Consider the following 23,798-nt stretch of genomic DNA (forward strand, 5'->3'; position numbering starts at 1 on the left):
GCAACCGCAACCGCAACCAAAGCCGGAGCAGAGACTTGAGCCTGCAGTCACCGCCGCGGCCCCTTTGGCGGATAAGGCTCCTCAGTTGCCTACTGCGGCGGCCAAAGACGCGATAAATGCAATTGCAGCTTGAAGCCCCTCTCCCCTCGCGGGAGAGGGGTTGGGGAGAGGGGGCGCCACGAGGAACAAGCTGAAGAGGCTCGTCTTCCCACCGTTAGCTCTAGAATCCCCGCATGCACTCAACTCCCACCATCACCAGCCTGCTTGGCCAGCAACTGCTGCCTTATCTTGACGACATCGCGCGGCTGCGTATCCAGGTGTTCAATGATTGGCCCTATCTCTACCAGGGCAGCCTCGACTACGAGCGTGACTACCTCGCGGCCTACGCGGCGACACCGGATGCGGTGTGCGTAATTGCACGCTCCGGCGACGCGGTTGTGGGGGCGTCGACCGGATTGCCACTGCTCGATGATGGTCCGGCTTTCCGCGCGCCGTTCGAGCAGGCGGGTATCGATCCTGCTGGGATCTTCTATTTCGGCGAATCCGTGCTGCTGCCTGCGTATCGCGGGCAAGGCATCGGTCATGCGTTCTTCGATGCACGCGAGGCGCATGCGCGTGCGCTGGACCGCTTCACGCTGACCGCGTTCTGTGCAGTGGATCGGGCCGACGACGACCCGCGTCGGCCGCCCGGGCATCGCGACAATGCAATGTTCTGGCATAAGCGCGGTTACCAGCGTCAGCCGGGCATGACCATGCAGTTGCAGTGGGAGGAGGCAGGGCAGGGCAGCGTCATGCATCCTCTGACATTCTGGACCCGCAACCTGGAGCCCGTCGCATGAGGATCGCCGTTTCTCGTTATCCGGTGGGCTCGCCCGCCAGCTTTGAAGAATTCGCGGCGCGCCAGGCGCTGGTGCTGGGTGAGGCGGCCGCCGCCGGTGCGCGTATCGCGGTATTGCCGGAATACCTGTCGCTGGAACTGGCGGCGAGTTTTGGTCGCCCGATCTTCAGCGACCTGTGCGCTTCGCTGGTTGCCATCCAGCAGTACCGCCAGCGCTGGCTGGAACTGTTTTCCGGCCTGGCGCGGGAACTGGACATGCACGTGGTGGCCGGCAGTTTCCTGCTTGATGGCGGCAATGGTCGGTTCCGCAACCGCTGCGACTGGCTGACACCGCAAGGACTGCACCTGTGGCAGGACAAGCTGCAGCTGACCGGTTTCGAGAAGAACACGGGCATCATCGATCCCGGCGATGTACTGAAAGTCTTCGAGATTGACGGCATTCGCATCGGCGTGGCCATCTGTTACGACAGCGAATTTCCGTTGCCGGTACGGCGCCAGTACGAGGCGGGGGCGCGTTTGTTGATCGTACCCAGCTGTACCGATACCGCCGCCGGTGCGATGCGCGTGCGCATCGGTTGCCTGGCCCGTGCGCTTGAAAACCGCATGTTCGTGGCGCAGTCGGTTACTGCCGGGCTGGCCGAATGGAGTCCAGCGTTGGATACGAATACTGGCGAGGCCGCGATCTATGCACCTATGGATGTGGGGTTCCCGTCAGATGGCGTGCTGGCACAGACTGATGGGCAACAGCTTTGGGCTTATGCCGATCTCGACTTCGCCGCCTTTGAGGCCAGCCGCAAGCGTGCCCAGGTGGCCAATGACCGTGATTGGCAAAGCCAGCTGCAGCCTGCGCTGGCGCATGCGGTGGTCACCTGCGTGGACTGAATCGCGACGGCTGTCGGCAAACCATGACCATTGGCCGACTCGACGGGGCCAACGGCTGGCTAGACTCGGTGGTTTGTTGTCATTGGGCCTAAGGCCGGGGGAAGCATGATCAAGCGGGGTTTGTTGGCGTTGTGCATGGGCTTGGCGGTGGGCGCTACGGCGCACGCGGCCGAACAGGTGGATCTGGACATGGTCAGCAAGATCCGTCAGGAGGCCTTCCATCGTTCGCAGGTGATGGATACCTTCAGCCACCTGACCGAAACCATCGGCCCGCGCCTGACCAATTCGCCAGCCATGATCCAGGCCAATAGCTGGAGCCGTGGCAAGTTCAACGAATGGGGCCTGGTCAATGTGCATGACGAGGCCTTCGAGGACTTTGGCCGTGGTTGGGAGTTCACCTCGGCCAGCGTCGAGATGCTTGGCCAGCGCGTGCAGCCGCTGCATGCCCTGCCCAAGGCGTGGACCCCGGGCACCAACGGTCCGGTGGAAGGTGAGCTGATCCAGGTCGACATCAAGAAGCTGGCGGATCTGGAAAAGTACAAGGGCAAGCTGCGCGGCAAGATCCTGCTGCTGGGCGATGCGCGTGAGTACAAGCGTGGCACGGAGTCTGATTCGCATCGCCACGATGCCACCTCGCTGGAAGGCCTGCAGGCCTTCACCATTCCCAAGACGGCCGAGGAAGACCGTGCCAAGCGGGTGAAGGAGTACAACGAGCGCCAGGAGCTGGGCAAGGCGGTCAATGCGTTCTTCGTCGAGGAAGGTGCGCTGGCGGCGATCAGCATCAGTGGCTGGGACAACGGCATCATCCGCGTGGCCGGTGGTGGTTCGCGCAAGGCCGGCGAGTCGGTGGGCATCCCCGAGCTGGCGATGATCGCCGAGCATTTCAATCCGCTGGTGCGTGCGCTGAAGGACAAGCAGAGCGTCAAGCTGCGGGTGGATGTGCAGGCGCGCTTCACCGATGACAGCAACCAGCCAGGCCACAACACCCTGGCCGAGATCCGTGGCAGCAGCAAGGCCGATGAGATCGTGATGCTGGGCGCGCACATGGATTCCTGGCACACCGGCACTGGCGCGGCCGACAATGCCGCCGGCGTGGCGGTGATGATGGAGGCGATGCGCATCCTCAAGGCGGTGGGTGCCAAGCCGAAGCGGACCATCCGGGTGGCCTTGTGGAGCGGTGAGGAGCAGGGCCTGATTGGTTCGCAGGCGTATGTGGCGCAGCATTTTGCGCGTTATCCGGAGCCGACCGATGCCGCGCAGAAGGCGCTGCCGGCGTCGCTGCGTGAGCCGACCGGTGCGCTGCAGAAGCTGCGTGATTACGACAAGTTCCAGGTCTACTTCAACATGGACAATGGTTCGGGCCGGTTCCGCGGTATCTATGCGCAGGAAAACATGGCGGCGATGCCGATCTTCGAGGCGTGGTTGAAGCCGTTCAACGATGTGGGTGCAACCACGGTGGTGTCGCGCAATACCGGCAGCACGGATCACATCAGTTATGACCGGGTAGGTCTGCCGGGCTTCCAGTTCGTGCAGGACCGTCTGGACTACTTCAGCAATGTGCACCACAGCCATCTGGATACCTGGGATCACGCCGAGGCGGAGGATCTGAAGCAGGCGGCGGCGATTGTGGCGTCGTTTGTCTATAACGCTGCGATGCGCGAGGAGCGCTTCCCACGCAAGCCGTTGCTTGAGAAGTGAGTTAGCTGAGGTTGTTTGAAGGAAGGGCCGCATTGCGGCCCTTCTGCTTTTTGGAAAGAGCAAGCAATGCTCGATGCCTCCCTTCTCCCGCCTGCGGGGGAATAAAGGGCCTGCCCCCGCGAAGGCGGGGGTGCCCGAAGAGCCTGCCCCCGCGAAGGCGGGGGGCGGATGGGGGGAGCTTTGGCACCGGTTGTTGCTGGCGCTTTGGTCTTTGATGAGCAGCAATTGCAACAGCAAGATTAAAATCAACAGCTTTCACTCCCCTGCGGGGAGCGAGCCACCTTTCTTTGCTTGTGCAAAGAAACCTGGCGCAAAGAAACACACCCTGCCTCCGCGCCCACGCCGCTACGCGACGCGGGTCCACTCCGCTGGCAGGATTTTTCGACGAGACATCCCTGTCTCGTCGAAAAACGACGCACATCCCTGTGCGTCGCCCCATGCGGGGTCCTGTCTGCCAGCTCCGTCGCTGCGGAAGGGGCCCGGTAAGTCAACGGCTGGAGCAAGGGCAAGGGCCGAAGCCAGAGCCAAAGCCAAAGCCAGAGCCAGAGCCAAAGCCAAAGCCAGAGCCAGAGCCAAAGCCAAAGCCAAAGCCAAAGCTGCCCTCTCCCCAACCCCTCTCCCGTGAACGGGAGAGGGGCTTAGAGCTGCAGGTCGCTGGCGCTTGCTGCGTCTTGTGGTCCGCGCGCCAAGGGCTGAAGCCGGTTCAAGGCACCGGAGCAGGGGAAAAGGTAAAATGCCCCGATTCCCACATCTGCGCCTGTCATGACCGTCCGTACTCGCTTTGCCCCCAGTCCCACCGGCTACCTGCATATTGGTGGCGCCCGCACCGCGCTGTATTGCTGGCTGGAGGCGCGTCATCGTGGCGGTGAGTTCGTGCTGCGCATTGAAGATACCGACCGCGAGCGCTCTACCCAGGCGGCCATCGACGCCATCCTGGAGGCCATGGACTGGTTGGGCCTGGGCTATGACGAGGGTCCGATCTACCAGACCGCGCGCGTCGCCCGTTACCAGGAAGTGGCCGAACAGCTGATCGCCTCGGGCAAGGCCTATTACGCCTACGAGACCAAGGAAGAGCTGGACGCCATGCGCGAGGCCGCCATGGCCAAGCAGGAAAAACCGCGCTACAACGGCGCTGCCCGCGAACTCAACCTAGCGTACAAGGACGACCCGAACCGCGTCATCCGCTTCAAGAACCCGCTCGACGGCACCGTGGTGTTCGACGACCTGATCAAGGGCAAGATCGAGATCGCCAACAGCGAGCTCGATGACATGGTCATCTTCCGCCCGGACGGTTACCCCACCTACAACTTCGCGGTGGTGGTCGACGATTGGGACATGAACATCAATGAGGTCATCCGCGGCGATGACCACATCAACAACACCCCGCGCCAGATCAACCTGTACGAGGCCATCGGCGCGCCGGTGCCGAAGTTCGGCCACATGCCGATGATCCTGGACGAGCAGGGCGCCAAGCTGTCCAAGCGCACCGGTGCTGCCGACGTGATGCAGTACAAGGATGCCGGCTACCTGCCCGAGGCACTATTGAGCTATCTGGCCCGCCTGGGCTGGTCGCACGGCGACCAGGAGATTTTCACCCGTCAGGAACTGATCGACCTGTTCGACGTCACCAACTGCAACTCCAAGGCCGCGCGCCTGGACATGGCCAAGCTGGGCTGGGTCAACCAGCACTTCCTGAAGACCGAGACGCCCGAATCCATCGTTCCGCACCTGGTCTACCAGCTGGAAAAGCTGGGCCTGGACCTGGCCAAGGGGCCGGCGCCGGTGGACGTGGTCATCGCCCTGCGCGAGCGCGTGCAGACCCTGAAGGAAATGGCCGAGAAGGCTGTGGTCTGGTACACCCCGCTGAGCGAATACGACGAGGCCGCAGTGGCCAAGCACTTCAAGGCCGGTGCCGAGGTTCCGCTGGCCAAGGCGCGCGAGCTGCTGGCCGCTGCCGAATGGACCGCTGAAGGCGTGTCGGCGGCGCTGCACGAGGTGGCCGCGCAGCTGGAAATCGGCATGGGCAAGGTGGCCCAGCCGCTGCGCGTGGCCATCACCGGCACCCAGGTGAGTCCGGATATTTCCCATACCGTATACCTGGCCGGCCGCGACGAGGCCTTGAAACGCATCGACGCCGCACTCATCAAGATCCCAACGGCCTGATTCCGACGAGGTAGCCATGACCGACGCCCACTCCTGTACCGCCCCGCACCACCACGTCGAAGACGCGGCGGACTTTGTCGCGGTGGTCGAGCGGGTGTGTCGCGAGCGCGGGTTGCGGCTGACGCCGATCCGCGCCAACGTGCTGCGCCTGATTGCGGAGGCGGGCAAGCCGGTCAAGGCCTACGAACTGCTGGAATGGGTGCGCGAAGGCAAGGGTGTGGGCGCCGACGCCCCGCCCACGGTGTACCGCGCGCTGGATTTCCTGATGGCCAATGGCTTCGTGCACAAGCTGGCGTCGGTCAACTCGTTCGTCGCCTGCCACCACCCCAGCAGCAATCAGCACTCGGTGCCGTTCCTGATCTGCGACCGCTGCCATAGCGCGGTGGAGCTGGAAGACCGCGACATCGTTCGCCAGCTCGAGGCCCGCGCCAAGGAGCTGGGCTTCAAGCCGCAGGCGCAGACGCTGGAAGTGCATGGCCTGTGCGCGAACTGCGCAGGCTGAAGTTTTTCAGCCCATCTCCCTGCGGGAGAGGGGTTGGGGTGAGGGTAAGACTTCAAGCAGAACTGACCCGTGTAGGAGCGACGTAAGCGGCGAAGCCGATAGGCCTTGACCGCCCCGATCACGTCGGTGCGGGCAATGCGCTATCGGCTTCGGATGTTGCAGTGGTTTCGCGGCTTACGCCGCTCCCACAACAACCACATATCGCTCCTACGGCTTTGCCTCGTAAACCACTTCGCCATCCTTGATGGTCTGCAGCACCTTGATGGTGTGCAGCTGGCTGCGTTCGATGCTCAGCGGGTTGTCCGACAGCAGTACCAGGTCGGCACGCTTGCCGACCTCGATCGAGCCCTTGCTGCTTTCCTCGCCGTACTGGCGCGCGGCCCACAAGGTGATTGCCTTCAGCGCGATCAAGGGCGATACCCGTTGCTCTGGGCCCAGTACGCGGCCGCTGCGGGTCACGCGGTTGACCGTGGCATCGAGCACCCGCATCGAATCCGGGAACACCACCGGCGCATCGTGGTGCGAGGTGAACACCATGCCGGCATCCAGCACCCATTGCGTCGGCGAGATGTTCTCGGCGCGCTCCGGGCCCAGCACCGAGTCGCGGTGCCAATCACCCCAGTAGTAGGTGTGCATCGGGAACAGCGAGGGGAAGATACCCAGCCGGCGCAGCTCGCCCACCTGGTCCTTGCGCAGGGTCTGGCCGTGGATCAGCACCGGTACAAGATGCTTGTCGGGGTATTTGGCTTCGGCGCTGGCCACTGCATGGATCAGCTGATCAATGGCGGCATCGCCATTGGCATGGGCCAGCACTTGCCAGCCATGGCCCCAGGCCTGGGTGATCAGGTCGTCGACCTTGGCATCCGGGAAGGCCGGGTAGCCGGAATAGTCCGGCTTCTCGCCCTCGGGCACCTTGTAATAGGGTTTGGTCAGCCACGCGGTCTTGCCTTGCGGCGAGCCGTCCAGGCTGATCTTTACCCCGCCGATGCGGTAGTGGTCGGTGTAGTTCAGGCCGTAGAACGGACCCTGCATGGCCGGGTTCTGCAGGGCCACTTCGATGTCGGGGTAGGCCACCACGTCGATCTTGAGCTTGCCGGCCTTGGCCGCCATCGGCAGCAGTTGTAGCGTGCCGGCATCGCTCTTGCCGTCCTGCGCGGTGGTGTAGCCGTATTTCATGTACAGCGCCTGGCCGGCCTCAAGCATGGCCAGGGATTGCTCGGCAGTCATTGCCGGCATCAGCTTGGCCAGGGCGAGGTTGTGCGCGCTTTCTTCCAGTACGCCGTCGGGCACCGTGCTGCCGGGCTCGCGGCGGATCACGCCGCCGGGTGGATTGGGGGTGTCGGCGGTGATGCCGGCCATTTCCAGCGCCTTGCTGTTGTAGGCGCCGAGGTGGCCGGACTGGTGCATCAGGATGATGGGGATATCGGTGGCGATGGCATCCAGATCCTGGCGGGTGGGATGCCGCTGTTCGGCCAACTGCGAGTCGTCGTAGCCGAAGCCGATCAGCACCTTGTAGCCCTCGGGGGTGGTCGGGTGTGCGCGGAACTCGCGCATGATCTTCTGCAGCGCGGGGATGGAGTTGCCTTCGCCATCGGGCGCGGGCAGCAGGTTGGCGGACAGCGCCTGCAGGCCAACGCCGGAGACATGGCCATGGGCGTCGATGAAGCCTGGCGCCAGGGTGTGGCCATGCAGGTCGATCTGCTGTGCCTTCGGGCTGAAGCGCAGTGCGGCCTGGCGGCTGCCGACGAAGGCGATACGGCCGTCCCGCACGACGATGGCCTCGGCATCGGGCTGGCGCTCGTTGACGGTGACGATGGGCCCGCCGGCGTACAGCGTATCGGCGGCGTTGGCGGAGCTGGCGGTGAGCGCGGCCAGTACGGAGAGCGCCAGATGCAGTTTCACCGAGGGTTCTCCCGGCTGTGGGCAAGGGTACAGCGTAGCGCTTTGGTGGTTTGGGTGTGGTGAGGCGAAGTGACGCAGTCCGCGGATTCCCCGGCCGAAGCCCGCGCTCCAGCCCCCTCCCTTGCGCAGCAGGGGAGGGTTGGGGAGGGGTTGGCTTTTGGGCTTTTGCTTGCTGCCGGTTCTGCGGCTTATGCCGCTCCTGCGGGATTGTTTGGAAAGCTGCTGCCGAGCATGGCTCGGCACTACCGCCTACTGCCTACCGGCGTGCCTGCGGGCTTGCTGCCGTGTCTACCTCCACCACTACCGACATGCCCGGGCGAAGGCGCGCGGCCAGTGGCTGGTCGGGGTCGATGGCGATGCGGATCGGCAGGCGCTGCACCACCTTGGTGAAGTTGCCGCTGGCGTTGTCCGGCTTGAGCACAGAGAACTCCGAACCGGTGGCCGGGGCGATCTGCTCGATGTGGCCAGTCAGCTGCTTGCCCTGGAAGGCATCGACACTAAAGGTCGCCGGCTGCCCGATGGCCATGTTCCAGGTCTGGCCTTCCTTGTAGTTGGCCACCACCCACAGGCTGTCCGGCACCAGGAACAGCAACTGGCTGCCGGCGGTGACGTATTGCCCAAGCCGCACCGTCGCCTCCGACACCTGGCCGTCACGAGGGGCCTTGATGACTGTGTTGTCCAGGTCGATCCGGGCCAGTTCCAAGGCCGCTTCGGCCATCGCTACCTTGGCTTCCAGTCCCTTGCGCGCCACCTGGGTGGAGGTCAGCGTTTCCTCGGCGATATGGATGGCAGCCTGCGACTGCGCGACACCGGCGGTTGCCGCCTGCGCGGACGAACGCAGCTTGTCGCGGTCGCTGTTGGAAACCAGTTGCTGGGACGCCAGTGTTTCGTAGCGCTGCAGCTCGGTGCGGCTGCGCTGCTGCTCGGCCTGTTCGGCGGCGTAGTTGGCACGCGCGGAGCTGATCTGCGCACGGTTCTGCGCCTGGCTCTGGTCGGAGTTGGCCAGCTGCGCGCGCGCATCCTCCAGCGCGGCCTGGGCCTGGTCCACCTTCTGCCGGTAGATGCGGTCGTCGATGCGCAGCAGGGGCTGGTCTTTCTTGACGTGGTCGAAATCGCTGACCAGCACCTCGGTGACATAGCCGTTGACCTGCGGCGCCAGCACCGTCACCTGGCCACGCACATAGGCATCGTCTGTGTGCATGTGGCTGCTGTTGAATGGCCACAGCTGCCAGGCGCGCAGGATCAGGGTCAGCCCGACCAGGGCGACGGCAATCATCACCACCACGCTGGCGCGGCTGGGCCGGTTGTACTTGGATACTGGCGCCGAGGCGGATGTTGCTGGGGTTTCGGTCTTGTTGCTCATGTTTCAGCTCGTTGGTTCGGGGCGCCGGCAGGCTGGCGCCGGATCACCTGTTTCACGCGCGGGTTGCGCAGCATCACTTCCAGCAGCAGCCAGGTCAGGAAGCAGATCGCCACCCAGCCACTGAGGGCGAATACGTCGTTGAAGGCCCGCACATTGGCCTCGCGCTTGGCACTGGCGGCCAGCGCGGCGCTGGCCTGGGCCTTCAGTTGTACCGGGTCGGTGATGACGCGGGCGTAGGCCTGTTGCTGCAGCTGCAGCCGGCGGGCCACCTGCGGTTCGGCGGGGTTGAGCTGGCTGACCAGTGCGGTGGAATAGATGTGCTCGCGGTGCAGCTGGTAGCTGCTGAGGAAGGCCGAGCCGGCCAGGCTGCCAAAGCTCTGGGTCAGCGACAGGATCACGATGAAGGACACGATATGGTCCAGCCCGCGTGCCATCGCCTGGCGTATGCCCATCAGCATCAGCGGGCCCATGAACATGCCGCTGCCCACTGCCGCGAAGAACTGGCTCAAGGCGAAATCCATCGGCCGGTCCATGCTGGTGCGGTGCTGGTCGAGGAAGGCGGCGGTGCCGAGCAGGATGATCGAGGTCAGCAGCTGCGGGATCAGCGCCTTCGGCCCGAAGGTCAGCGCACCGGCGGCGATGCCGACCAGCACGCCGACCAGGATCACGCCGAACAGGGGCGCCATCTGCTCCGGCCCCATGCCCAGCGTGCGCATCATGGTGATCATCCCGTAGGACTGCTCATTGGTCAGGAAGCGGATCAGGAAGGCGCCGATGATGAAACGCAGCATCACCGGGCCCATCAACCAGCGCACCTGCAGCAGCGGGTTGCGGCGCTGGTGCTCGATGCACAGGCCGACCGTGATCAAAACCACGGCCGCAGCCAGCACCCAGCCCAGCCATGGTGAATCGAACCACCAATGCAGATAGCCTTGGCTCAGCACCACCACCAGCAGCGCCAGGCCCGGTGCCAGCAGGGCGAAGGTGAGGAAATCCTTGCGCTCGAACACCTTGATCTGGATGCCGGGTGGCAGCTTCAGCACTACCACCGCCGCAAACGAACACAGCGCAAGGCCAGCCTCGAACAGGTAGAGGTTCTGCCACTCACCATGGTCGAGCAGGCCGGGCGACAGCAGCCAGGCCAGTGGCACCGCCAGCTGCGACAGGCCAACGCCGATCACCAGCAGGTTGCCCACGTATTTGCGCGGCAGCGCCTGCAGCATGTACAGCGTGCCCAGGGTGGTGCAGGCGGCACCGGCAAAGCCACTGCCGGCGCGCACCAGCAGCGTGGTGGTGGTGGTGCCGACAAACAGGTGCAGCACGGCCAACGCCGCATAGGTGCCCAGGCCGATCTCGGCGAACAGGCGGATGCCGTATTCCTGGCGGAACTTGAACACCAGCAGGTTGGCGCTGACGTTGACCATCAGGTAGGCCGCCACCAGCCAGTTCGCCTCGCTGGCCTGCAGGCCCATCTGCCCGGTGATCCATGGCAGGTTGGCGCTGATCAGCGCATTGCCCAGGCCGCCGGTGATGGCGACCAGCACCGCCACCGCGGCATAGGCGGCACGCCGATGCGGCGGGTGCCAGGGCATCGAGGCTGAGCCGGGCAGGGAGGGCTTTTCGTGTTCCTCCCAGTCCGGGATGGGCTTGAGTGGCTTCATGTGCGTTCCGCTGCAGCCGGCGCGGCCAGGCCGGGACGCAGCAATTCAATCGCACGGCGTGCGAGGGTGGCGCGATCTTCGGCGGTGCGCCCGCGCAGTGCGGCGCCCAGCATGCTGGAAATCAGCGAGATATCGGCCAGCTGCAGGTCCTGACGACACAGCCCGGCATCCTTGGCGCGCTGCAGAGCCGGTGCCGACAGCGCCAGGATATGCTCGCGGGCGGCCTTGATGGCCGGGTCGTCGCGGTCCACCGCGCGCCAGTAGTCGGCCAGCGCAGGGGAGTGCACGATGCGCCGGGCCATGCCCTTGATCAGCTCGAACAAGGCGTCGTCGCGGTCACCCAGTTCCTGCAGGTGGATCTCGATCTTCTCCACTGTCCGCTGAAGCAGTGCTTCAACCAGCGCGGTGCGGTCGGGGAAGTTGCGGTACAGGGTGGCGCGGCCAACGCCGGCGCGCTCCACCACCAGGTCAAGCGGAGCGGTGATGCCGTGTTCACCGAACACGGCGTCGGCCGCGTCCAACAGCAAAGCGCGACGCGCGGCGGCATCGGAACGTAGGGAAGTCATGCTGCATATGATCCGGACAAAAATGTCCGGTTTCAATGGCAGCGATGAAACGACTTGTTGCAGCGCTCGTTTCTGTTCAGCCGGTAGCGAGCTGGCGGCGCAGTGGTGCCTCGCGGATCGGCAGGTTGACCAGCGCTGCGGCGGCGGCCAGCGCCATGTCGGCGTACCACATCCAGCTGTAGTCGCCGCCGTACTCCAATGCCACGCCGCCGAGCCAGGCGCCGAAGAACGCGCCGATCTGGTGCGAGAGCAGGGTCAGGCCGAACAAGGTGCCCATATGGCGTGGGCCGAACAGCTTGCCGACCAGGCCGGCGGTGGGTGGCACCGTGGCCAGCCAGGTGAAGCCGAGCACTGCAGCGAACACATAGAAGGTCATCGGCGTGGGCGGCGACACCAGATAGACGGCGATCAGCACCGCACGGCTGAGGTACATCCAGAACAGCAGCCATTTCATGCGGAAACGCTCGCCAAGCGCGCCGATGATCAGGCTGCCGGCCACATTGAACAGACCGATCAGCGCAATCGATACCGAGGCCACGCTTGGCGACAAGCCGCACAGGGCGATTTCGCCGGGCAGGTGGGTGACCAGGAAGGCGATATGCACGCCGCAGGTGAAGAAGCCCAGGTGCAGGCACCAGTAGCTGCGGTCACGCAGGGCGCGCTGCAATTGCGGGCGCAGCGCTTCGCCATCATCCGTGCCGACACTGCGCGGTGCGCGCTTGCGCAGCGGCCAGGCCAGCGGCAATGACAGCAGCACGATCACCGCCAGTGCATACAGCGCCTTGACCCAGCCGAAAGCGCTGAGCAGCAGTTGCACCAGCGGCGCGAACAGGAATTGGCCCAGCGATCCACCGGCGTTGATGATACCGGCCGCCATCGAACGCTTCTGCGCGGGGATGCGCCAGGCGGTGGCACCGATCAGCACCGAGAAACTGCCTGCGCCCGCACCGGCGGCCAGCAGCAGGCCGAAGCTGAAATTCAGCCCCCAGGCACCGGGCAGCAGGGTTGCAGCGAACAAGCCAATGGCCAGCAGCAGGCCGCCGCCAACCAGGACCGGGAGCGGCCCGCGTTGGTCGGCCATGGCGCCGAACAGGGGCTGCACAGCGCCCCAGACAAACTGGCCGATCGCCAACGAGAAACTGATCTGGGCGATGCCCAGGCCGGTGGCGGCGTGGATGGGGTCGATCAGCAGGCCACTGGTCTGGCGCACGCCCATGGTGACCATCAGGATGCTGGAGGCGGCGAGCAACAGCAGCCAGGGCGTGCGCGTCGGGGCTTGCGTGCTCATGCTGGCCGCTCCTGTTCCAGCGCGTGGTTGAGGGCTTCCAGTTGCTGGTTGAGGTTGTTGATGCGGGTGCTGCCGAACAGGGCTTCGACCTCCTGCTGCGCTTGCTGCCAGAGCGGGAAGGCCTTGTGCAGGCGACGTTTTCCGGCGGCGGTGATCTGCAACTGGCGCTGGCGGGAGTCCTGGCCGGGTGCCGCGCTGAGCAGGCCGGCCTCGAGCAGCGGCTTGAGGTTGCGGGTGAGGGTGGTGCGGTCCATGCCCAGCGCATCGGCGAGCTCGCCCAGCGGGCGTGCCTGGCTGGCGCGGCGCAGGATGGAGTAGGCGTTGAGGCTCAGCTCGGCCGCGGCGAGGTGGCGGTCATAGAGCTGGGAAACGCGGCGCGTGGCGCGGCGCAGCTGGAAGCAGGTGCAGGGGCTGGGGGCGTCCATCGGCGTTGTCGGCGGGGCGATGGTGAGAGTTTATGTGTATATGCACGTAATTGCGAGTGGTGGTGAAGGGTGGCTGGCAGACTTTGCCGCTGTTGCTGTTGCTGTTGCTGTTGCTGCTTTTGCCGTTGCTCTTGCCGCTGCAGTGGTTCTTTCTTTGCTTTTGGCTTTGGCTTCGGCTTCGGCTTCGGCTTTGGCCTTGGCCTTGGCTTCGGCTTTGGCGTCAGCTTTCCCTTCTCCCGCTTGCGGGGGAAGGTGCCCGGAGGGCGGATGGGGGGCGCTTTTGATCCGGCTTTGTTGTGTTTTTAAATGGGCTTCTCAGCAAGTTGGTCAGAGAAGAAAACCACCTTGCGGTGGTTTTCATCTGTGCTCGGATTGCAGGGGGTGGGGCAGAGGATGAAGAGCAAAAGCTAAAGAGCAGAAGCTAAAGAGCAGAAGCAGAAGCTTGCCCTCACCCCTACCCCTCTCCCGCAGGCGGGAGAGGGGACAGCAAAAGCGACAGCAAAAGCGACAGCAAAAGCGACAGCAAAAGCCACAGCAAAAGCCACAGCAAAAGCCACAGCAAAAGCCACAGCAAAAGCCACAGCTCAAAGCCACAGCTCAAAGCCACTGCGGCCGTTGGCAATCGCTTAGAACCAGGCGCGTATACCAAACGCCACGCCACGACCCGGCAGCGGCGAATAATCCCGCAGCAACGAGGTATGCGGCCTTGCCTCACGGTTGGTCAAGTTGCTGCCGTCCAGGAAGACCTCGTAGCTGTTGCTGCCACTGCGGTCCCAGCGATAGGCAAGATGGGCATCGACCAGCGTGTAGGCAGTGCTCGGCTCTTCGTTCTGCGCCACGTCCTTCTGGCTGCCATAGCGCACGGCACCCAGCGAGGCGCGCCAGCCGCCCAGCGACCAGTGCAGATCGGCACCGACACGGGCCGGGGAGATGCGCGGCAGATAGCCACCATTGGCCAGGTCGACATTGTAGTAATGCGCGTGGTCGCCATGCGGTACGGCGATGTCGACATTGCGGGTGCCGCTGCCATCCAGCTCGGCCTTGACGTAATCGCCGAACACGCGCAGGTCCCAATCACCGGCCAGGCCTTCGATCATGTGCCAGGTGGCCTCGGCCTCGGCCCCCTTGAAGGTGGCATCGTTCTGGGTCCAGCTGCGGACCGGCAAACCACCTTCGACCACGCCGGTGTCGGCCAGGTAGATGAAGTCCTTGAATTTGGTCTGGTAGATCGCCGCCTGTACATCGATGCGCTCGTTATGGGCGTGCAGGCCCAGCTCGACGCGACGACCACGCTCGGTGTCCATGTTGGCGTTGCCGATTTCCAGCGAGCGGGTGGCGATGTGGGCGCCAGCGGCGTACAGCTCTTCGTTGGTCGGCGCACGTTCGGAGGCATCCACGCCAAAGCGCAGATCGAAGGTGTCGTTCAACGCCCAGATGCCGGACGCGGAAAGATTGGTGGCGCCAAAGCTGCGGTTGCGCTGGGCATCGTTCGGATCCAGCTTGACCCGGTCATGGCGTGCGCCCAGCTCCAGCTTGAATGGGCCGAACTGCTTTTCCTGCAGCACGAAGGCACCAAGGGTGTCGGTGGTGGTGCCCGGTACGAAGGCTTCCTCACCGATCGCACCAAAATCGCTGCTGCCGAACTGCAGGCCGAAGGCGCCTTCCCAGCCGGCCAGTGGCTGCTGCACGGCTTCCAGTCGGCCTTCATAGCCTTTGTTGGTGAAGCGGGTGGACGGTGTGCCGGCTTCCAGCTCGGTGTGCTCGTAATCGGTGTAGCCACCGCGCAGGGTCAGGCTTTTCAGGAAGGAGGTCGGGTTGTACAGACCGCCCTTCAGGTCGAAGCGGTTCTGCACCATGTCGATGCGCACGTCATGCTCTTCACCTTCCTCGGCGTGGTCGTGATCGTGGTCATCATGGTCGTGGCCATGGTCATCGTCGGCGTGCACATGGGCGCCGTTGGGGATGCCGTAGTTGCTGCGGTAGGTGCCCAGCGATGCGCCGAGGTAGCCGCTTTCACCGAACCAGGTAGCGCCGAAGCCGCCGGCGCGGGTGCGTACCGAGCTGTTCTCCAGGCGGCCGCGGGGACCGAGCTCGTCGCTGTCGCCGTCATGGTGGTCATGGCCATCAGCGTCCAGGGCGTGCGGGTCGATGGCATGGCCGGGGATGCGGTAGTCATCGCCATTGCGGATCAGGCCGTCCACATGCAGCACCAGGTTGTCGCCGCTGACCCCGTCCAGGCGGAACATGCCGCTGCGTTCTTCATTGACCGAGTTGCCACGCAGTTCGGCGCGGCCGCTGAGCGGACGGTCCGGTACCTCGCTGGCAATGCGGCCATCCACCACGTTGACCGCGCCGCCAATGGCGCCGCTGCCGAACAGCAGGGTTGCCGGGCCCTTCAGCACTTCGATCTGGTCGGCCAGGAACGGTTCGATGCTGGAGGCGTGGTCGGCGCTGACCGTGGAGGCATCCATGTTGCCGACGCCATTGGCGACAACCGCCACACGCGGACCTTCCTGACCACGGATGATCGGGCGACCCACGCCAGGGCCGAAGAAGGTGCTCTGCACGCCGGGCAGCTTGGCCACGGTGTCACCCAGGGTGCCGGACTTGTGTTCGTCCAGGTCGGTGCCGGCCAGGACGTCGACCGGGCGCGCCAGTGATTCGGCTGAACCCTGCAAGGGCGAGGCGGTGACCTTGACCGCACTCAGTTCGGTCAGGTGATGGCTCTGCCCGGCATCGTCATCCGCGGCACTGGCAACGGCAGGCAGGGCGGCGACAAGGGCGAGGAACAGCAGGTGGTGCTGGGTGCGACGGGGGAAGGGCATGAGCGTTCCTTTGTTACTGTGTATCACTTGGGTGGCAGGCTGAACCGGTCGTGGCAGCGGGACTGACACAGGAGGTTCGGGCGAGGAGGACAATAATGTTATATTATTCCATAACGTTCTGCCGCCCCTGCTGGAAGTCATGCCCACCCCATCTACCGGATTACGCAAATTCCTGGATCGCTTTGGAGCCACCGGCTCGCTGATCTGTGCGGTGCACTGCGCGGTGTTGCCGGCCCTGCTGGCGGTCGCGCCGGCACTGGGCCTGTCGTTCTGGCTCAGTGACGGGGTGGAAGCCAGCATCGTCATCTTCGTCACCGTGCTGGGGCTGTTCAGCCTGATCTGGGGCTATCTGCGCCACCGCGCGTTGATGGCGCTGCTGTTGCTGGTGCCGGGCCTGGTGTTGCTGTGGGCTGGCCTGCTGCATCCCGAGCTGCACCATTCGCGCGTCCCGCATGCGGTGGTGATGACCCTGGGTGGTGTGTTGGTGGGGTTGGCGCATGTGGTCAACCTGCGCTTGAACCACGTGCATGTGCATGACGCCAGCTGCGCACATTGAGGGGCGCATGGTAGGCTTTCTGTCCATGCGCGAGGGTGCTTGCTGTGACCCCGCCAAACCCGTGCTCGCACGGGGTAACTGATTACAAACCAAGGAGTTGACGACATGGGTAAGGGTGACCGTAAGACCGCCAAGGGCAAGCGCTACAACGCCAGTTATGGCAATTCGCGCTCGCACGTGAGCAAGGTGGCCGTGGGCGCTGCCGCGCCGGTCGCCAAGAAGACTGTCGCCAAGGCCCCGGCCAAGAAGGCCGTTGCCAAGAAGACCGTCGCCAAGGCCGGCTGATCCAGCCCGGCAGTGGTTACAGAAAAGCGGCGCATTGCGCCGCTTTTTTTGTGTCCGTGATGGATCCCGGGTGCGCTGCGCTTACCCGGGCTACCCCCGGGTTACCTCACTTCGATTGGCGTAGTGCCTGCTCGAGTGCACGTGGGTCGCCATCGTTGGGCTGGGCCGGGATGCCGATCAGGCGGGTAAGCAGCGGATAGACGTCGACGTTGTCGAAGGCGGTGAGCTGCTTGCCCTGCGCGAAGGCCGGGCCCCGTGCGACGAATACCGCCTGCATCGACGGCAGCGCCGGATCATAACCATGCGAGCCGCGGTCGCCTGGCGGGCGCTTTGCGATGTCGTTGCGAGTCAATGCATCCCAGCCCTCCTGCATCTGGCAGATGATGGCCGGCACGCGCGGGTTGCTGCCGTAGTGCCAGCGCCTTGGCAGCTGCGCCTTGTTCCAGCACTGGTAGTGCGCGTGCTCGCCGAGCAGCGCCTTTTCCGCGGCGGCCTGCTTGCCCGGCAGCGGTGCGAAGCCTACCGATTGACCTACCGACACCACCTTGGCGATATCTGCCGACACCATGTCTTCGATGGCCACCGCATTGCCGGCCTTGACCGTTGCCATGCCGTGGTCGGATACGACAATTACGTTGGTGTGGTCGAGCGAGCCGTCGCGGCGCATGCCGTCGACCAACTGGCCGATGGCGGCATCAACTTGCTGCAATGCTGCTTTGTACTCGGGCGAATCCGGGCCGTGCCCATGCCCGGCCTTGTCCACCTGCTCCATGTAAGTAGCAACAAAACGTGGCTTGATCGTGTCCGGCGCGCCTTGCAGCCAGGCCAGGACCTGGTTCATGCGCTCGGGCAGCGGCACGCTCTCGTCGTACATGCGCCATTGATTGGCGTGCAGGCCGCGCACCGGCGCTTCACTGCCGGGCCAGGACCAGGTGGCGCTCTTGAAGCCTGCCTTGCGCACACTGACCCAGATCGGCTCGCCGCCGTCCCACCAGGCCGCGTTCTGTACGGCGGTGCGGTCACTGACCTTGAATTCGCCAAGCGCATCGGCGCTCATCGCGTTGTGCACCAGGCCATGGTGGTCCGGGCGCAGGCCGGTGACCAGGGTGTAGTGATTGGGGAAGGTGAGCGAGGGATAGGACGGGCGCATGCCAACGCTGCGCACGCCTTCGCGCGCCAGGCGCATCAGGTTTGGGCTGTCTGCGTCATTGAGTTTGTCGGCGCGCAGGCCGTCGATGGAAATCATCAATACCGTGGGCGGTACGTCCGGGACCGCGTTTGGCGAGGAGGGGGTAGTGGCGCAGGCGGCAAGCAGTGCACAGGCCACTGCCGTGGCCGAAATACGTAGAAAAGTCATGGCGCTATTCTAGGCCGCGCCGGTGACCGTACAAATACAACCTTCGGCAGGTTGTCAGCGTTTGATCCAACGCGTAGTCCCGTAGCCCGGGTAAGCACCGCGCACCCGGGAGCAACCACACTCAGGCAAACAGATCCGCCAGCCGCTCGCCTTCACTGGCGACACCTTCCAGCTTCAACAGCGCCGCCTTGGTCGGCAGCCCGCCACCGAAGCCGGTCAGCGCGCCGTTGTTGCCGATCACCCGATGGCAGGGCAGCACGATCGGCAGCGGGTTGCGGCCATTGGCGGCACCTACCGCGCGCGTGGCGGTGGGGCGGCCAATGCACTCGGCCAGCTGGCGGTAACTCCAGGTCGCGCCGAACGGAATCTGCGCCAGCGTGTGCCAGACCTGCAACTGGAACGCGGTGCCCACCGGGGCAAGGGGCAGCGCGAAATGCTGGCGCTCGCCGCGCAGGTATTCGAGCAACTGCCGGCGGGGTTCGGCGACGGCGTCGGGGTCGCGTTGCCAATGCTCGCGGCCCTTGGCGTCGTGGCGGTTCTCGGCGAACAGGATGTGGCGTACGCCGACCTGGTCGACGGCGACAGTCAGTGCGCCGATCGGGCTGTCGAAGCGGTCGTAGTAGAGGGTGTTCATGCCGTGGCCTCCGTAGCGGGCTTGGGGTTCTTTCGTTCCGTGGGCACTGCCAGGTGCCACAGGTGCAATACCGCGTAGGCGCGCCAAGGGCGCCACGGTTGCGAGCGGCGTTCGGTTTCGCGTTCGCTCAGGCGCTGGCCTTCGCCCAATACCTGCTGCAACACCAGGTCGCCGGCGGGGAAGGCGTCGGGCAGGCCCATCGCCCGCAGCGCCATGTAGTGCGCTGTCCACGGCCCAATGCCAGGCAGGGCCGTGGCTTTCTGCACGAAGCTTTCCAGCGTCTGCGCGCGACTGAAATCCAGGCGCTGTTCGGCACAGGCGCGGGCGATGGCGCGCAGGGTGGCGGCGCGGGTCCGCGGCAGGCCGATGCTTTCCAGAGGGGCTTCGACCAGCGTTGCCGGGGCGGGAAACTGGCGATCCAGGCCTTCCGGCATGCCAGGCAGGTGTTCACCAAACCGGTCCACCAGGCGCCGCGCCAGGGTGGTGGCAGCAGCAACGCTGACCTGCTGTCCCAGCACGGCGCGCGCTGCGACCTCGAAGCCGTCCCAGCCGCCGGGGATGCGCAGCCCTGGGCGTTCGGCGATGCCGCGTGCGAGCAGGGGCTCCTGGCCCAGCGCCGCATGGACGGTGCGCAGGTCGGCATCCAGATCGAACACGCGCCGCACCTTGGCAACGATGGCGGGGATGGACCGTGGATCGGTGGTGCCGAGTTGCAGGCGCAGTTCCGGGCGCCTCGGATCGGCACTGACCCGGATCAGGCTGGCCACGCCATTGGCGACGACCACGCGCTGGTAGCTGCTTTCGTCGATGTATTCGATGCCGGGCAAGGAACGGCGACGCAGGAAGGCCAGCATCAGTGGGAAGTCCAACGGCGGCCGGTAGGCCAGGCGCAGCACCGGTTCGCCGCCGGCTACCGTGCCATGCTGCTTGCGCAGGGCGCTGGGCGGCATGCCGCAACCGTCGAGGAAGGCGCTGTTGAAGCGGCGCAGGCTGTTGAAGCCGGCGGCCAATGCGATCTGGGTCACCGGTAGCGCGGTTTCGGTCAGCAATTGCTTGGCCAGCAGCAGGCGGCGGGTGGTGTGCAGTTGCGCCGGGGTCGCACCGAGCCTGGCCACGAACAGGCGCTGCAACTGGCGCGCGCTGATGCCCATCGCCTCGGCCAGGGCAGTGGCCGGCTGCTCCTGCAGCATGCCTTCGTTGAGTAGGGCCAATGCCTGGTGCAGGGTCTGATCGTGCAGCAGATTGGCGTCATCGGGTGACAACTCCGGGCGGCAGCGCAGGCAGGGCCGGTAACCGGCGGCGCTGGCGGCAGCGGCGCTGGGGTAGTAGCTGACGTTCTCCGGCTTCGGCGGCGGTGCAGGGCACACCGGCCGGCAATAGATGCCGGTGCTGCGCACGGCGGTGAAGAACAGGCCGTCGAAGCGCGCATCGCGGGCCAGGCGGGCTTGTTCGCATTGCATATGTGCGGGCATCAGGAGGTTCTGCATGGGCACAGTCTAGGCGTGGACGGGGATGCCCACTGGCCATTTTCGGACATCAATGCGCGCGACGCTGTGTTGATTCACCGGGCGTTGCAGCAGGATGGGTATTGCGCACTAGACTGTTCACCTTCCTGGCGTGGCTGCGCCGTAGTACGGATCTGATTGCTCTCCATGTTGCCCAAGTTCTGGTGGTCGCCGTTGTTGTGCATCGGGCTGTTGGCCTGCAATCCGCCGACCGGCGACAAGAAGCCTGTGGCGGATCCCGCCGCCGCGCTGGCCGCCGATGGCGACCACATGGTGTCCATCAATGCCGCCGATGCGCCGGTTCCACCCGCACCGGTGCTGCCGGCCAAGGACAAGCCGTGGCCCGAGCTGGTGCTGGAAAATGGCAAGGCCTGGATCAGCTGTGGCACCGACTATGCAGGCGAGAACGGCGACGGTAGCGAGCTGGCGGCACTGGACCGTGCCAGCATGGATGCGGCACTGGAGCCCTGCAAGGAACGCGGGCTGCTGCGGGTGCGCTATGCGGGCAAGATCAATCCCTCATTCGCAGCCATGGTGACGCGCCTTGCCGTCGTCGCCGATGCGATGAAGATCAGCAAGCGCATCCTCGACCTGGATTCCAGCGGTGGCCAGGTGGAAGCGGCCATCGTCGCCGGTGACAGCATCGGCGAGTCGGGTTGGACCATCTGGGTGCGCGAAGGCTCGGTCTGCCACAGCGCCTGCGTGTTCGTGCTGGCCGCAGGTGACAACCGCTTGATCTCCGGCAAGGTCGGTATCCACCGGATGATGCGCATCAGCTCCACCGCCACCTCGCGTGCGGAGTTGAACAAGGAGCTGCACGAGGTCTATGACAACGTGAAGGACTACCTGCAGCGCAACGGCGTGGCCGTGGGCGTTGCCGACCTGATGATGACCGTGCCCAACCGCAGCCTGCGCGTGCTGACCAGCGACGAGCTCAAGCAGTATGGCCTGGACGGCACCAACGCGGTGCAGGATGACCTGGAGCGGATCAAGCAGATGCGCAAGTGTGGCGATGATTTCGTACGCCGCAAGGATGCCTTCCTCATCGCCTTTGACCGCGACTGCAAGGTGGAAGGGGCGGACCTTGAGGCGGTCACCGCCTGTGGGCAGACCTTGAAGGAGCAGTTCGGCTTCCCGGATGAAACCTGCCCGGAGGAAAGTCCGTTGTCGGAGATCGATACCGCGATGTTGGCGCCGATGCCGACGACCCTGCCTACCGGTGCTGCGGCAGTCGGGGCTGCGCCGGCGGTGGTGGCCGCGCCCGCGCCCGCCGTCACCGCACAAGTCGGTGCATCCGGCACACGTAAATGAACAAGCGGGGCGATGCGCAAGGTCGCAAACCGTGATTGGATTGGCATTCCGTCCAACTGAAAGCGTCATGGAGAGAGCTATGCGATCCAGTTGTTTGTTGATGGTGTTGTCCCTGGCCGTGCCCGTCGCAAGCGTTTTTGCGCAGGCGCCTGCCGCTGCCCCCACTGCGGCGCCTGCGCCTGCGCGGGCCGCCGCTACGCCGCCTGCCGCCGCACGGCCGGCACCGGCGTTGAGCGCAGCGCAGCAGGCGCAGGTCGCCAAGCAGGATGCGGAGATGACCGCCGCCGCGCAGCGCGTGGCCCAACTGGTCGACAGCCAGCAGGCGGCTTCGGTGTGGGACGGGGCCTCGGCCGTGGCGCGCAAGGCGGTGACCCGCGACGTCTTCGCCAACAACGTCAACGCCGATCGCGCCAAGCTGGGCGCGCTGGTGTCGCGTGGCAAGCCCTCGATCACCCGTGTGCAGTACCCGGCCGGTGCCTCGGTGCCGGAAGGCATCTATCTGAACGTCAGTTTCCCGACCCGCTTTGCCAACAACGCGCAGCCGGTGCGCGAGCTGGTCTCCTTCCGCCTGGACGAGGACAAGGTATGGCGCGCCTCCGGCTATAGCGTGCGCGCGGCCTCCGCCAACTAAGCGCCATCACGGTCGCGACATCGCACACGGGCGCCGCAGGGCGCCCGCTGTGTTTGCGTGCTCATTGCCTTGGGGCTGATCTGGATCAATGAATCCTTACGCCGGCCTGCTTACGCTCCCTGCGGTAGGCCTAACGGAGTGGCATATGCGCAAGGTGGATGTGGTGGTGGTGGGAGCCGGTCCGGCCGGCTTGAGTCTGGCCCGCAGCCTGGCGGGCAGTGGCCTGTCACTGGCTGTTATCGAACCACAGCCGTTGGCGGCGCTGGCCGAGCCGGCTTTCGATGGTCGCGAGATCGCGCTGACCCATGCTTCCCGTCAGATCATGCGCAGCATGGGCCTGTGGCAGCGTATTGACCCGGGCGAGATCTCGCCGTTGCGCAGCGCCAAGGTAATGAACGGCAGCTCGCCGTTCGCGCTGGGCTTTGCCGCGCAGGGCGAAGGGGTCGAGGAACTGGGCTGGCTGATCCCCAATCACCTGATCCGGCGTGCCGCCTGGGAGGCAGTGCAGGGGCAGGCCGGGCTGGAACTGCTGGATGGCCGCTCGGTGACTGCAGTCGATGCCGGCGACGCCTTCACTACGGTGACGCTGAGCGACGGCAGCCAATTGGGCGCACGTTTGGTCGTTGCCGCCGACAGCCGCTTCTCGGCGACCCGGCGGATGATGGGCATCGGCGCGCAGATGCGCGACTTCGGCAAGTCCATGCTGGTCTGCCGGATGCAGTGCGAGCGTCCGCATGAACATGCCGCCTGGGAATGGTTTGGCTACGAACGCACCCTGGCGATGCTGCCGTTGCCGGGCAACCAGGCTTCGGCGGTCATCACCATGCCACCGCAGCAGCTGCAGCAGTTGCTGGCGATGGATGAGGTCGCCTTTGGACGAACCGTCAGCGGTTTCTTCGAGCATCGCCTGGGCGAAATGACCCAGGTGGGAACGCGCCATGCCTATCCGCTGGTGGGCGTGTATGCGCACCGCTTCGTCGGCAGGCGTTACGCCCTGATTGGCGATGCGGCGGTCGGCATGCACCCGGTCACCGCGCACGGCTTCAATTTTGGCCTGCAGAGCCAGCAACGGCTGGCGCGGTTGGTGCTGGAGGCGGTGCGTGGCGGTGGCGATATCGGCGCGGACGGGCTGCTGGCCAATTACCAGCGCGGCCACCGACTGGCGACGCGGCCGCTGTACGAGGCCACCAATGCCATTGCCGGGCTCTATAACGACAGCCGGCTGCCGGCACGCCTGCTGCGCGGCGCGGCGTTGCGGGCCGCGCAGGGCGTGGTTCCGTTCAGGAAGTTGATTGCCGGGCACCTGACCCAGGCGCGCGCGTAGCGGGCCTTTGGGGCAGGTGGGGCGGGCTTGTGGGAGCGGCGTAAGCCGCCAAGCCAATGGTGGTGGCGGGTATAGGGTGCTG

The 23,798-nt window shown here is 65.2% G+C and carries 20 protein-coding genes; 10 read left to right on the top strand and 10 right to left on the bottom strand.

What is annotated here, in order from left to right; translation table 11 throughout:
* The first annotated feature begins 233 nt into the window (after positions 1–233).
* The 5 genes from RT131_RS00190 to RT131_RS00210 all read left to right on the top strand — a co-directional run bounded on the left by RT131_RS00190 (position 234) and on the right by RT131_RS00210 (position 6,083).
* On the top strand, positions 234–839 hold the full coding sequence (locus tag RT131_RS00190) for a GNAT family N-acetyltransferase (protein ID WP_313169225.1): 606 nt from the start codon (positions 234–236) through the stop codon (positions 837–839).
* On the top strand, positions 836–1,720 hold the full coding sequence (locus tag RT131_RS00195; protein WP_313169227.1) for a carbon-nitrogen hydrolase family protein: 885 nt from the start codon (positions 836–838) through the stop codon (positions 1,718–1,720). The genes RT131_RS00190 and RT131_RS00195 overlap by 4 nt, the downstream gene beginning before the upstream one ends.
* Before the next feature lie 105 nt (positions 1,721–1,825).
* Positions 1,826–3,418, top strand: a complete 1,593-nt coding sequence (locus RT131_RS00200; protein WP_313169229.1) for a M20/M25/M40 family metallo-hydrolase — start codon at positions 1,826–1,828, stop codon at positions 3,416–3,418.
* A 762-nt stretch (positions 3,419–4,180) separates the two neighbouring features.
* The gene (gltX, locus tag RT131_RS00205; RefSeq protein ID WP_313169231.1) at positions 4,181–5,581 is read left to right on the top strand and encodes a glutamate--tRNA ligase; all 1,401 of its coding nucleotides are present in this window, start codon (positions 4,181–4,183) and stop codon (positions 5,579–5,581) included.
* A gap of 16 nt (positions 5,582–5,597) precedes the next feature.
* Positions 5,598–6,083 (top strand): Fur family transcriptional regulator, encoded by a 486-nt coding sequence (locus tag RT131_RS00210; RefSeq protein WP_062166516.1) that lies wholly within the window; start codon positions 5,598–5,600, stop codon positions 6,081–6,083.
* Between the two features lie 207 nt (positions 6,084–6,290).
* On the opposite strand, the gene RT131_RS00215 is transcribed toward RT131_RS00210, so the two are convergent.
* The 7 genes from RT131_RS00215 to RT131_RS00245 form a co-directional block, all read right to left on the bottom strand.
* Positions 6,291–7,985 (bottom strand): amidohydrolase, encoded by a 1,695-nt coding sequence (locus tag RT131_RS00215; protein ID WP_313169233.1) that lies wholly within the window; start codon positions 7,983–7,985, stop codon positions 6,291–6,293.
* A 256-nt stretch (positions 7,986–8,241) separates the two neighbouring features.
* The gene (locus tag RT131_RS00220) at positions 8,242–9,348 is read right to left on the bottom strand and encodes an HlyD family secretion protein (RefSeq protein ID WP_313169234.1); all 1,107 of its coding nucleotides are present in this window, start codon (positions 9,346–9,348) and stop codon (positions 8,242–8,244) included.
* Complete coding sequence (locus RT131_RS00225; RefSeq protein WP_313169236.1) at positions 9,345–11,009, bottom strand: MFS transporter; 1,665 nt, start codon at positions 11,007–11,009, stop codon at positions 9,345–9,347. The genes RT131_RS00220 and RT131_RS00225 overlap by 4 nt, the downstream gene beginning before the upstream one ends.
* Positions 11,006–11,575, bottom strand: coding sequence for a helix-turn-helix domain-containing protein (locus tag RT131_RS00230; protein ID WP_313169238.1), 570 nt, complete (start codon positions 11,573–11,575; stop codon positions 11,006–11,008). The genes RT131_RS00225 and RT131_RS00230 overlap by 4 nt, the downstream gene beginning before the upstream one ends.
* A gap of 76 nt (positions 11,576–11,651) precedes the next feature.
* Positions 11,652–12,863 carry an MFS transporter gene (locus RT131_RS00235; protein WP_313169240.1) on the bottom strand — a complete coding sequence of 404 codons (1,212 nt, stop codon included), beginning with the start codon at positions 12,861–12,863 and terminating at the stop codon, positions 11,652–11,654.
* Positions 12,860–13,288, bottom strand: coding sequence for a MarR family winged helix-turn-helix transcriptional regulator (locus RT131_RS00240; RefSeq protein WP_313169242.1), 429 nt, complete (start codon positions 13,286–13,288; stop codon positions 12,860–12,862). The genes RT131_RS00235 and RT131_RS00240 overlap by 4 nt, the downstream gene beginning before the upstream one ends.
* 626 nt (positions 13,289–13,914) lie before the next feature.
* Entirely contained in the window at positions 13,915–16,113 is a 2,199-nt protein-coding gene (locus RT131_RS00245) for a TonB-dependent receptor (protein WP_313169244.1), read from the bottom strand.
* 139 nt (positions 16,114–16,252) lie between these two features.
* Here RT131_RS00245 and RT131_RS00250 point away from each other — a divergent pair, with 139 nt between their 5' ends.
* Together RT131_RS00250 and RT131_RS00255 are read left to right on the top strand one after the other, a co-directional pair.
* Entirely contained in the window at positions 16,253–16,669 is a 417-nt protein-coding gene (locus tag RT131_RS00250; protein ID WP_313169246.1) for a MerC domain-containing protein, read from the top strand.
* Between the two features lie 105 nt (positions 16,670–16,774).
* Complete coding sequence (locus RT131_RS00255) at positions 16,775–16,954, top strand: 30S ribosomal protein THX (protein ID WP_293708723.1); 180 nt, start codon at positions 16,775–16,777, stop codon at positions 16,952–16,954.
* Positions 16,955–17,060: 106 nt separating this feature from the next.
* Here the strand turns inward: RT131_RS00255 and RT131_RS00260 are convergent, their stop codons facing one another.
* From RT131_RS00260 to RT131_RS00270, 3 genes are all read right to left on the bottom strand, one after another.
* Complete coding sequence (locus RT131_RS00260; protein WP_313169248.1) at positions 17,061–18,311, bottom strand: ectonucleotide pyrophosphatase/phosphodiesterase; 1,251 nt, start codon at positions 18,309–18,311, stop codon at positions 17,061–17,063.
* A 121-nt stretch (positions 18,312–18,432) separates the two neighbouring features.
* On the bottom strand, positions 18,433–18,945 hold the full coding sequence (locus RT131_RS00265) for a methylated-DNA--[protein]-cysteine S-methyltransferase (protein WP_313169250.1): 513 nt from the start codon (positions 18,943–18,945) through the stop codon (positions 18,433–18,435).
* Positions 18,942–20,432 (bottom strand): AlkA N-terminal domain-containing protein, encoded by a 1,491-nt coding sequence (locus RT131_RS00270; protein WP_313169252.1) that lies wholly within the window; start codon positions 20,430–20,432, stop codon positions 18,942–18,944. The genes RT131_RS00265 and RT131_RS00270 overlap by 4 nt, the downstream gene beginning before the upstream one ends.
* Positions 20,433–20,597: 165 nt before the next feature.
* Between RT131_RS00270 and RT131_RS00275 the strand changes: the two genes are divergently transcribed.
* The 3 genes from RT131_RS00275 (at position 20,598) to ubiM (ending at position 23,716) form a co-directional block, all read left to right on the top strand.
* Entirely contained in the window at positions 20,598–21,761 is a 1,164-nt protein-coding gene (locus tag RT131_RS00275; RefSeq protein ID WP_313169253.1) for a hypothetical protein, read from the top strand.
* 79 nt (positions 21,762–21,840) lie between these two features.
* On the top strand, positions 21,841–22,392 hold the full coding sequence (locus RT131_RS00280; RefSeq protein ID WP_313169255.1) for a DUF4019 domain-containing protein: 552 nt from the start codon (positions 21,841–21,843) through the stop codon (positions 22,390–22,392).
* A gap of 145 nt (positions 22,393–22,537) precedes the next feature.
* Positions 22,538–23,716 (top strand): 5-demethoxyubiquinol-8 5-hydroxylase UbiM, encoded by a 1,179-nt coding sequence (ubiM, locus tag RT131_RS00285; protein ID WP_313169256.1) that lies wholly within the window; start codon positions 22,538–22,540, stop codon positions 23,714–23,716.
* Positions 23,717–23,798: the final 82 nt, after the last annotated feature.

Source organism: Stenotrophomonas sp. (assembly GCF_032066555.1).
GTDB lineage: Bacteria > Pseudomonadota > Gammaproteobacteria > Xanthomonadales > Xanthomonadaceae > Stenotrophomonas.

What these genes read in the sequence shown, in the direction of transcription:
- RT131_RS00190 (WP_313169225.1), top strand. Translation starts at nt 234, where the DNA reads ATGCACTCAACTCCCACCATCACCAGCCTGCTTGGCCAGCAACTGCTG.
- RT131_RS00195 (WP_313169227.1), top strand. Translation starts at nt 836, where the DNA reads ATGAGGATCGCCGTTTCTCGTTATCCGGTGGGCTCGCCCGCCAGCTTT.
- RT131_RS00200 (WP_313169229.1), top strand. Translation starts at nt 1,826, where the DNA reads ATGATCAAGCGGGGTTTGTTGGCGTTGTGCATGGGCTTGGCGGTGGGC.
- gltX (WP_313169231.1), top strand. Translation starts at nt 4,181, where the DNA reads ATGACCGTCCGTACTCGCTTTGCCCCCAGTCCCACCGGCTACCTGCAT.
- RT131_RS00210 (WP_062166516.1), top strand. Translation starts at nt 5,598, where the DNA reads ATGACCGACGCCCACTCCTGTACCGCCCCGCACCACCACGTCGAAGAC.
- RT131_RS00220 (WP_313169234.1), bottom strand. Translation starts at nt 9,348, where the DNA reads ATGAGCAACAAGACCGAAACCCCAGCAACATCCGCCTCGGCGCCAGTA.
- RT131_RS00225 (WP_313169236.1), bottom strand. Translation starts at nt 11,009, where the DNA reads ATGAAGCCACTCAAGCCCATCCCGGACTGGGAGGAACACGAAAAGCCC.
- RT131_RS00230 (WP_313169238.1), bottom strand. Translation starts at nt 11,575, where the DNA reads ATGACTTCCCTACGTTCCGATGCCGCCGCGCGTCGCGCTTTGCTGTTG.
- RT131_RS00235 (WP_313169240.1), bottom strand. Translation starts at nt 12,863, where the DNA reads ATGAGCACGCAAGCCCCGACGCGCACGCCCTGGCTGCTGTTGCTCGCC.
- RT131_RS00240 (WP_313169242.1), bottom strand. Translation starts at nt 13,288, where the DNA reads ATGGACGCCCCCAGCCCCTGCACCTGCTTCCAGCTGCGCCGCGCCACG.
- RT131_RS00245 (WP_313169244.1), bottom strand. Translation starts at nt 16,113, where the DNA reads ATGCCCTTCCCCCGTCGCACCCAGCACCACCTGCTGTTCCTCGCCCTT.
- RT131_RS00250 (WP_313169246.1), top strand. Translation starts at nt 16,253, where the DNA reads ATGCCCACCCCATCTACCGGATTACGCAAATTCCTGGATCGCTTTGGA.
- RT131_RS00255 (WP_293708723.1), top strand. Translation starts at nt 16,775, where the DNA reads ATGGGTAAGGGTGACCGTAAGACCGCCAAGGGCAAGCGCTACAACGCC.
- RT131_RS00260 (WP_313169248.1), bottom strand. Translation starts at nt 18,311, where the DNA reads ATGACTTTTCTACGTATTTCGGCCACGGCAGTGGCCTGTGCACTGCTT.
- RT131_RS00265 (WP_313169250.1), bottom strand. Translation starts at nt 18,945, where the DNA reads ATGAACACCCTCTACTACGACCGCTTCGACAGCCCGATCGGCGCACTG.
- RT131_RS00270 (WP_313169252.1), bottom strand. Translation starts at nt 20,432, where the DNA reads ATGCAGAACCTCCTGATGCCCGCACATATGCAATGCGAACAAGCCCGC.
- RT131_RS00275 (WP_313169253.1), top strand. Translation starts at nt 20,598, where the DNA reads ATGTTGCCCAAGTTCTGGTGGTCGCCGTTGTTGTGCATCGGGCTGTTG.
- RT131_RS00280 (WP_313169255.1), top strand. Translation starts at nt 21,841, where the DNA reads ATGCGATCCAGTTGTTTGTTGATGGTGTTGTCCCTGGCCGTGCCCGTC.
- ubiM (WP_313169256.1), top strand. Translation starts at nt 22,538, where the DNA reads ATGCGCAAGGTGGATGTGGTGGTGGTGGGAGCCGGTCCGGCCGGCTTG.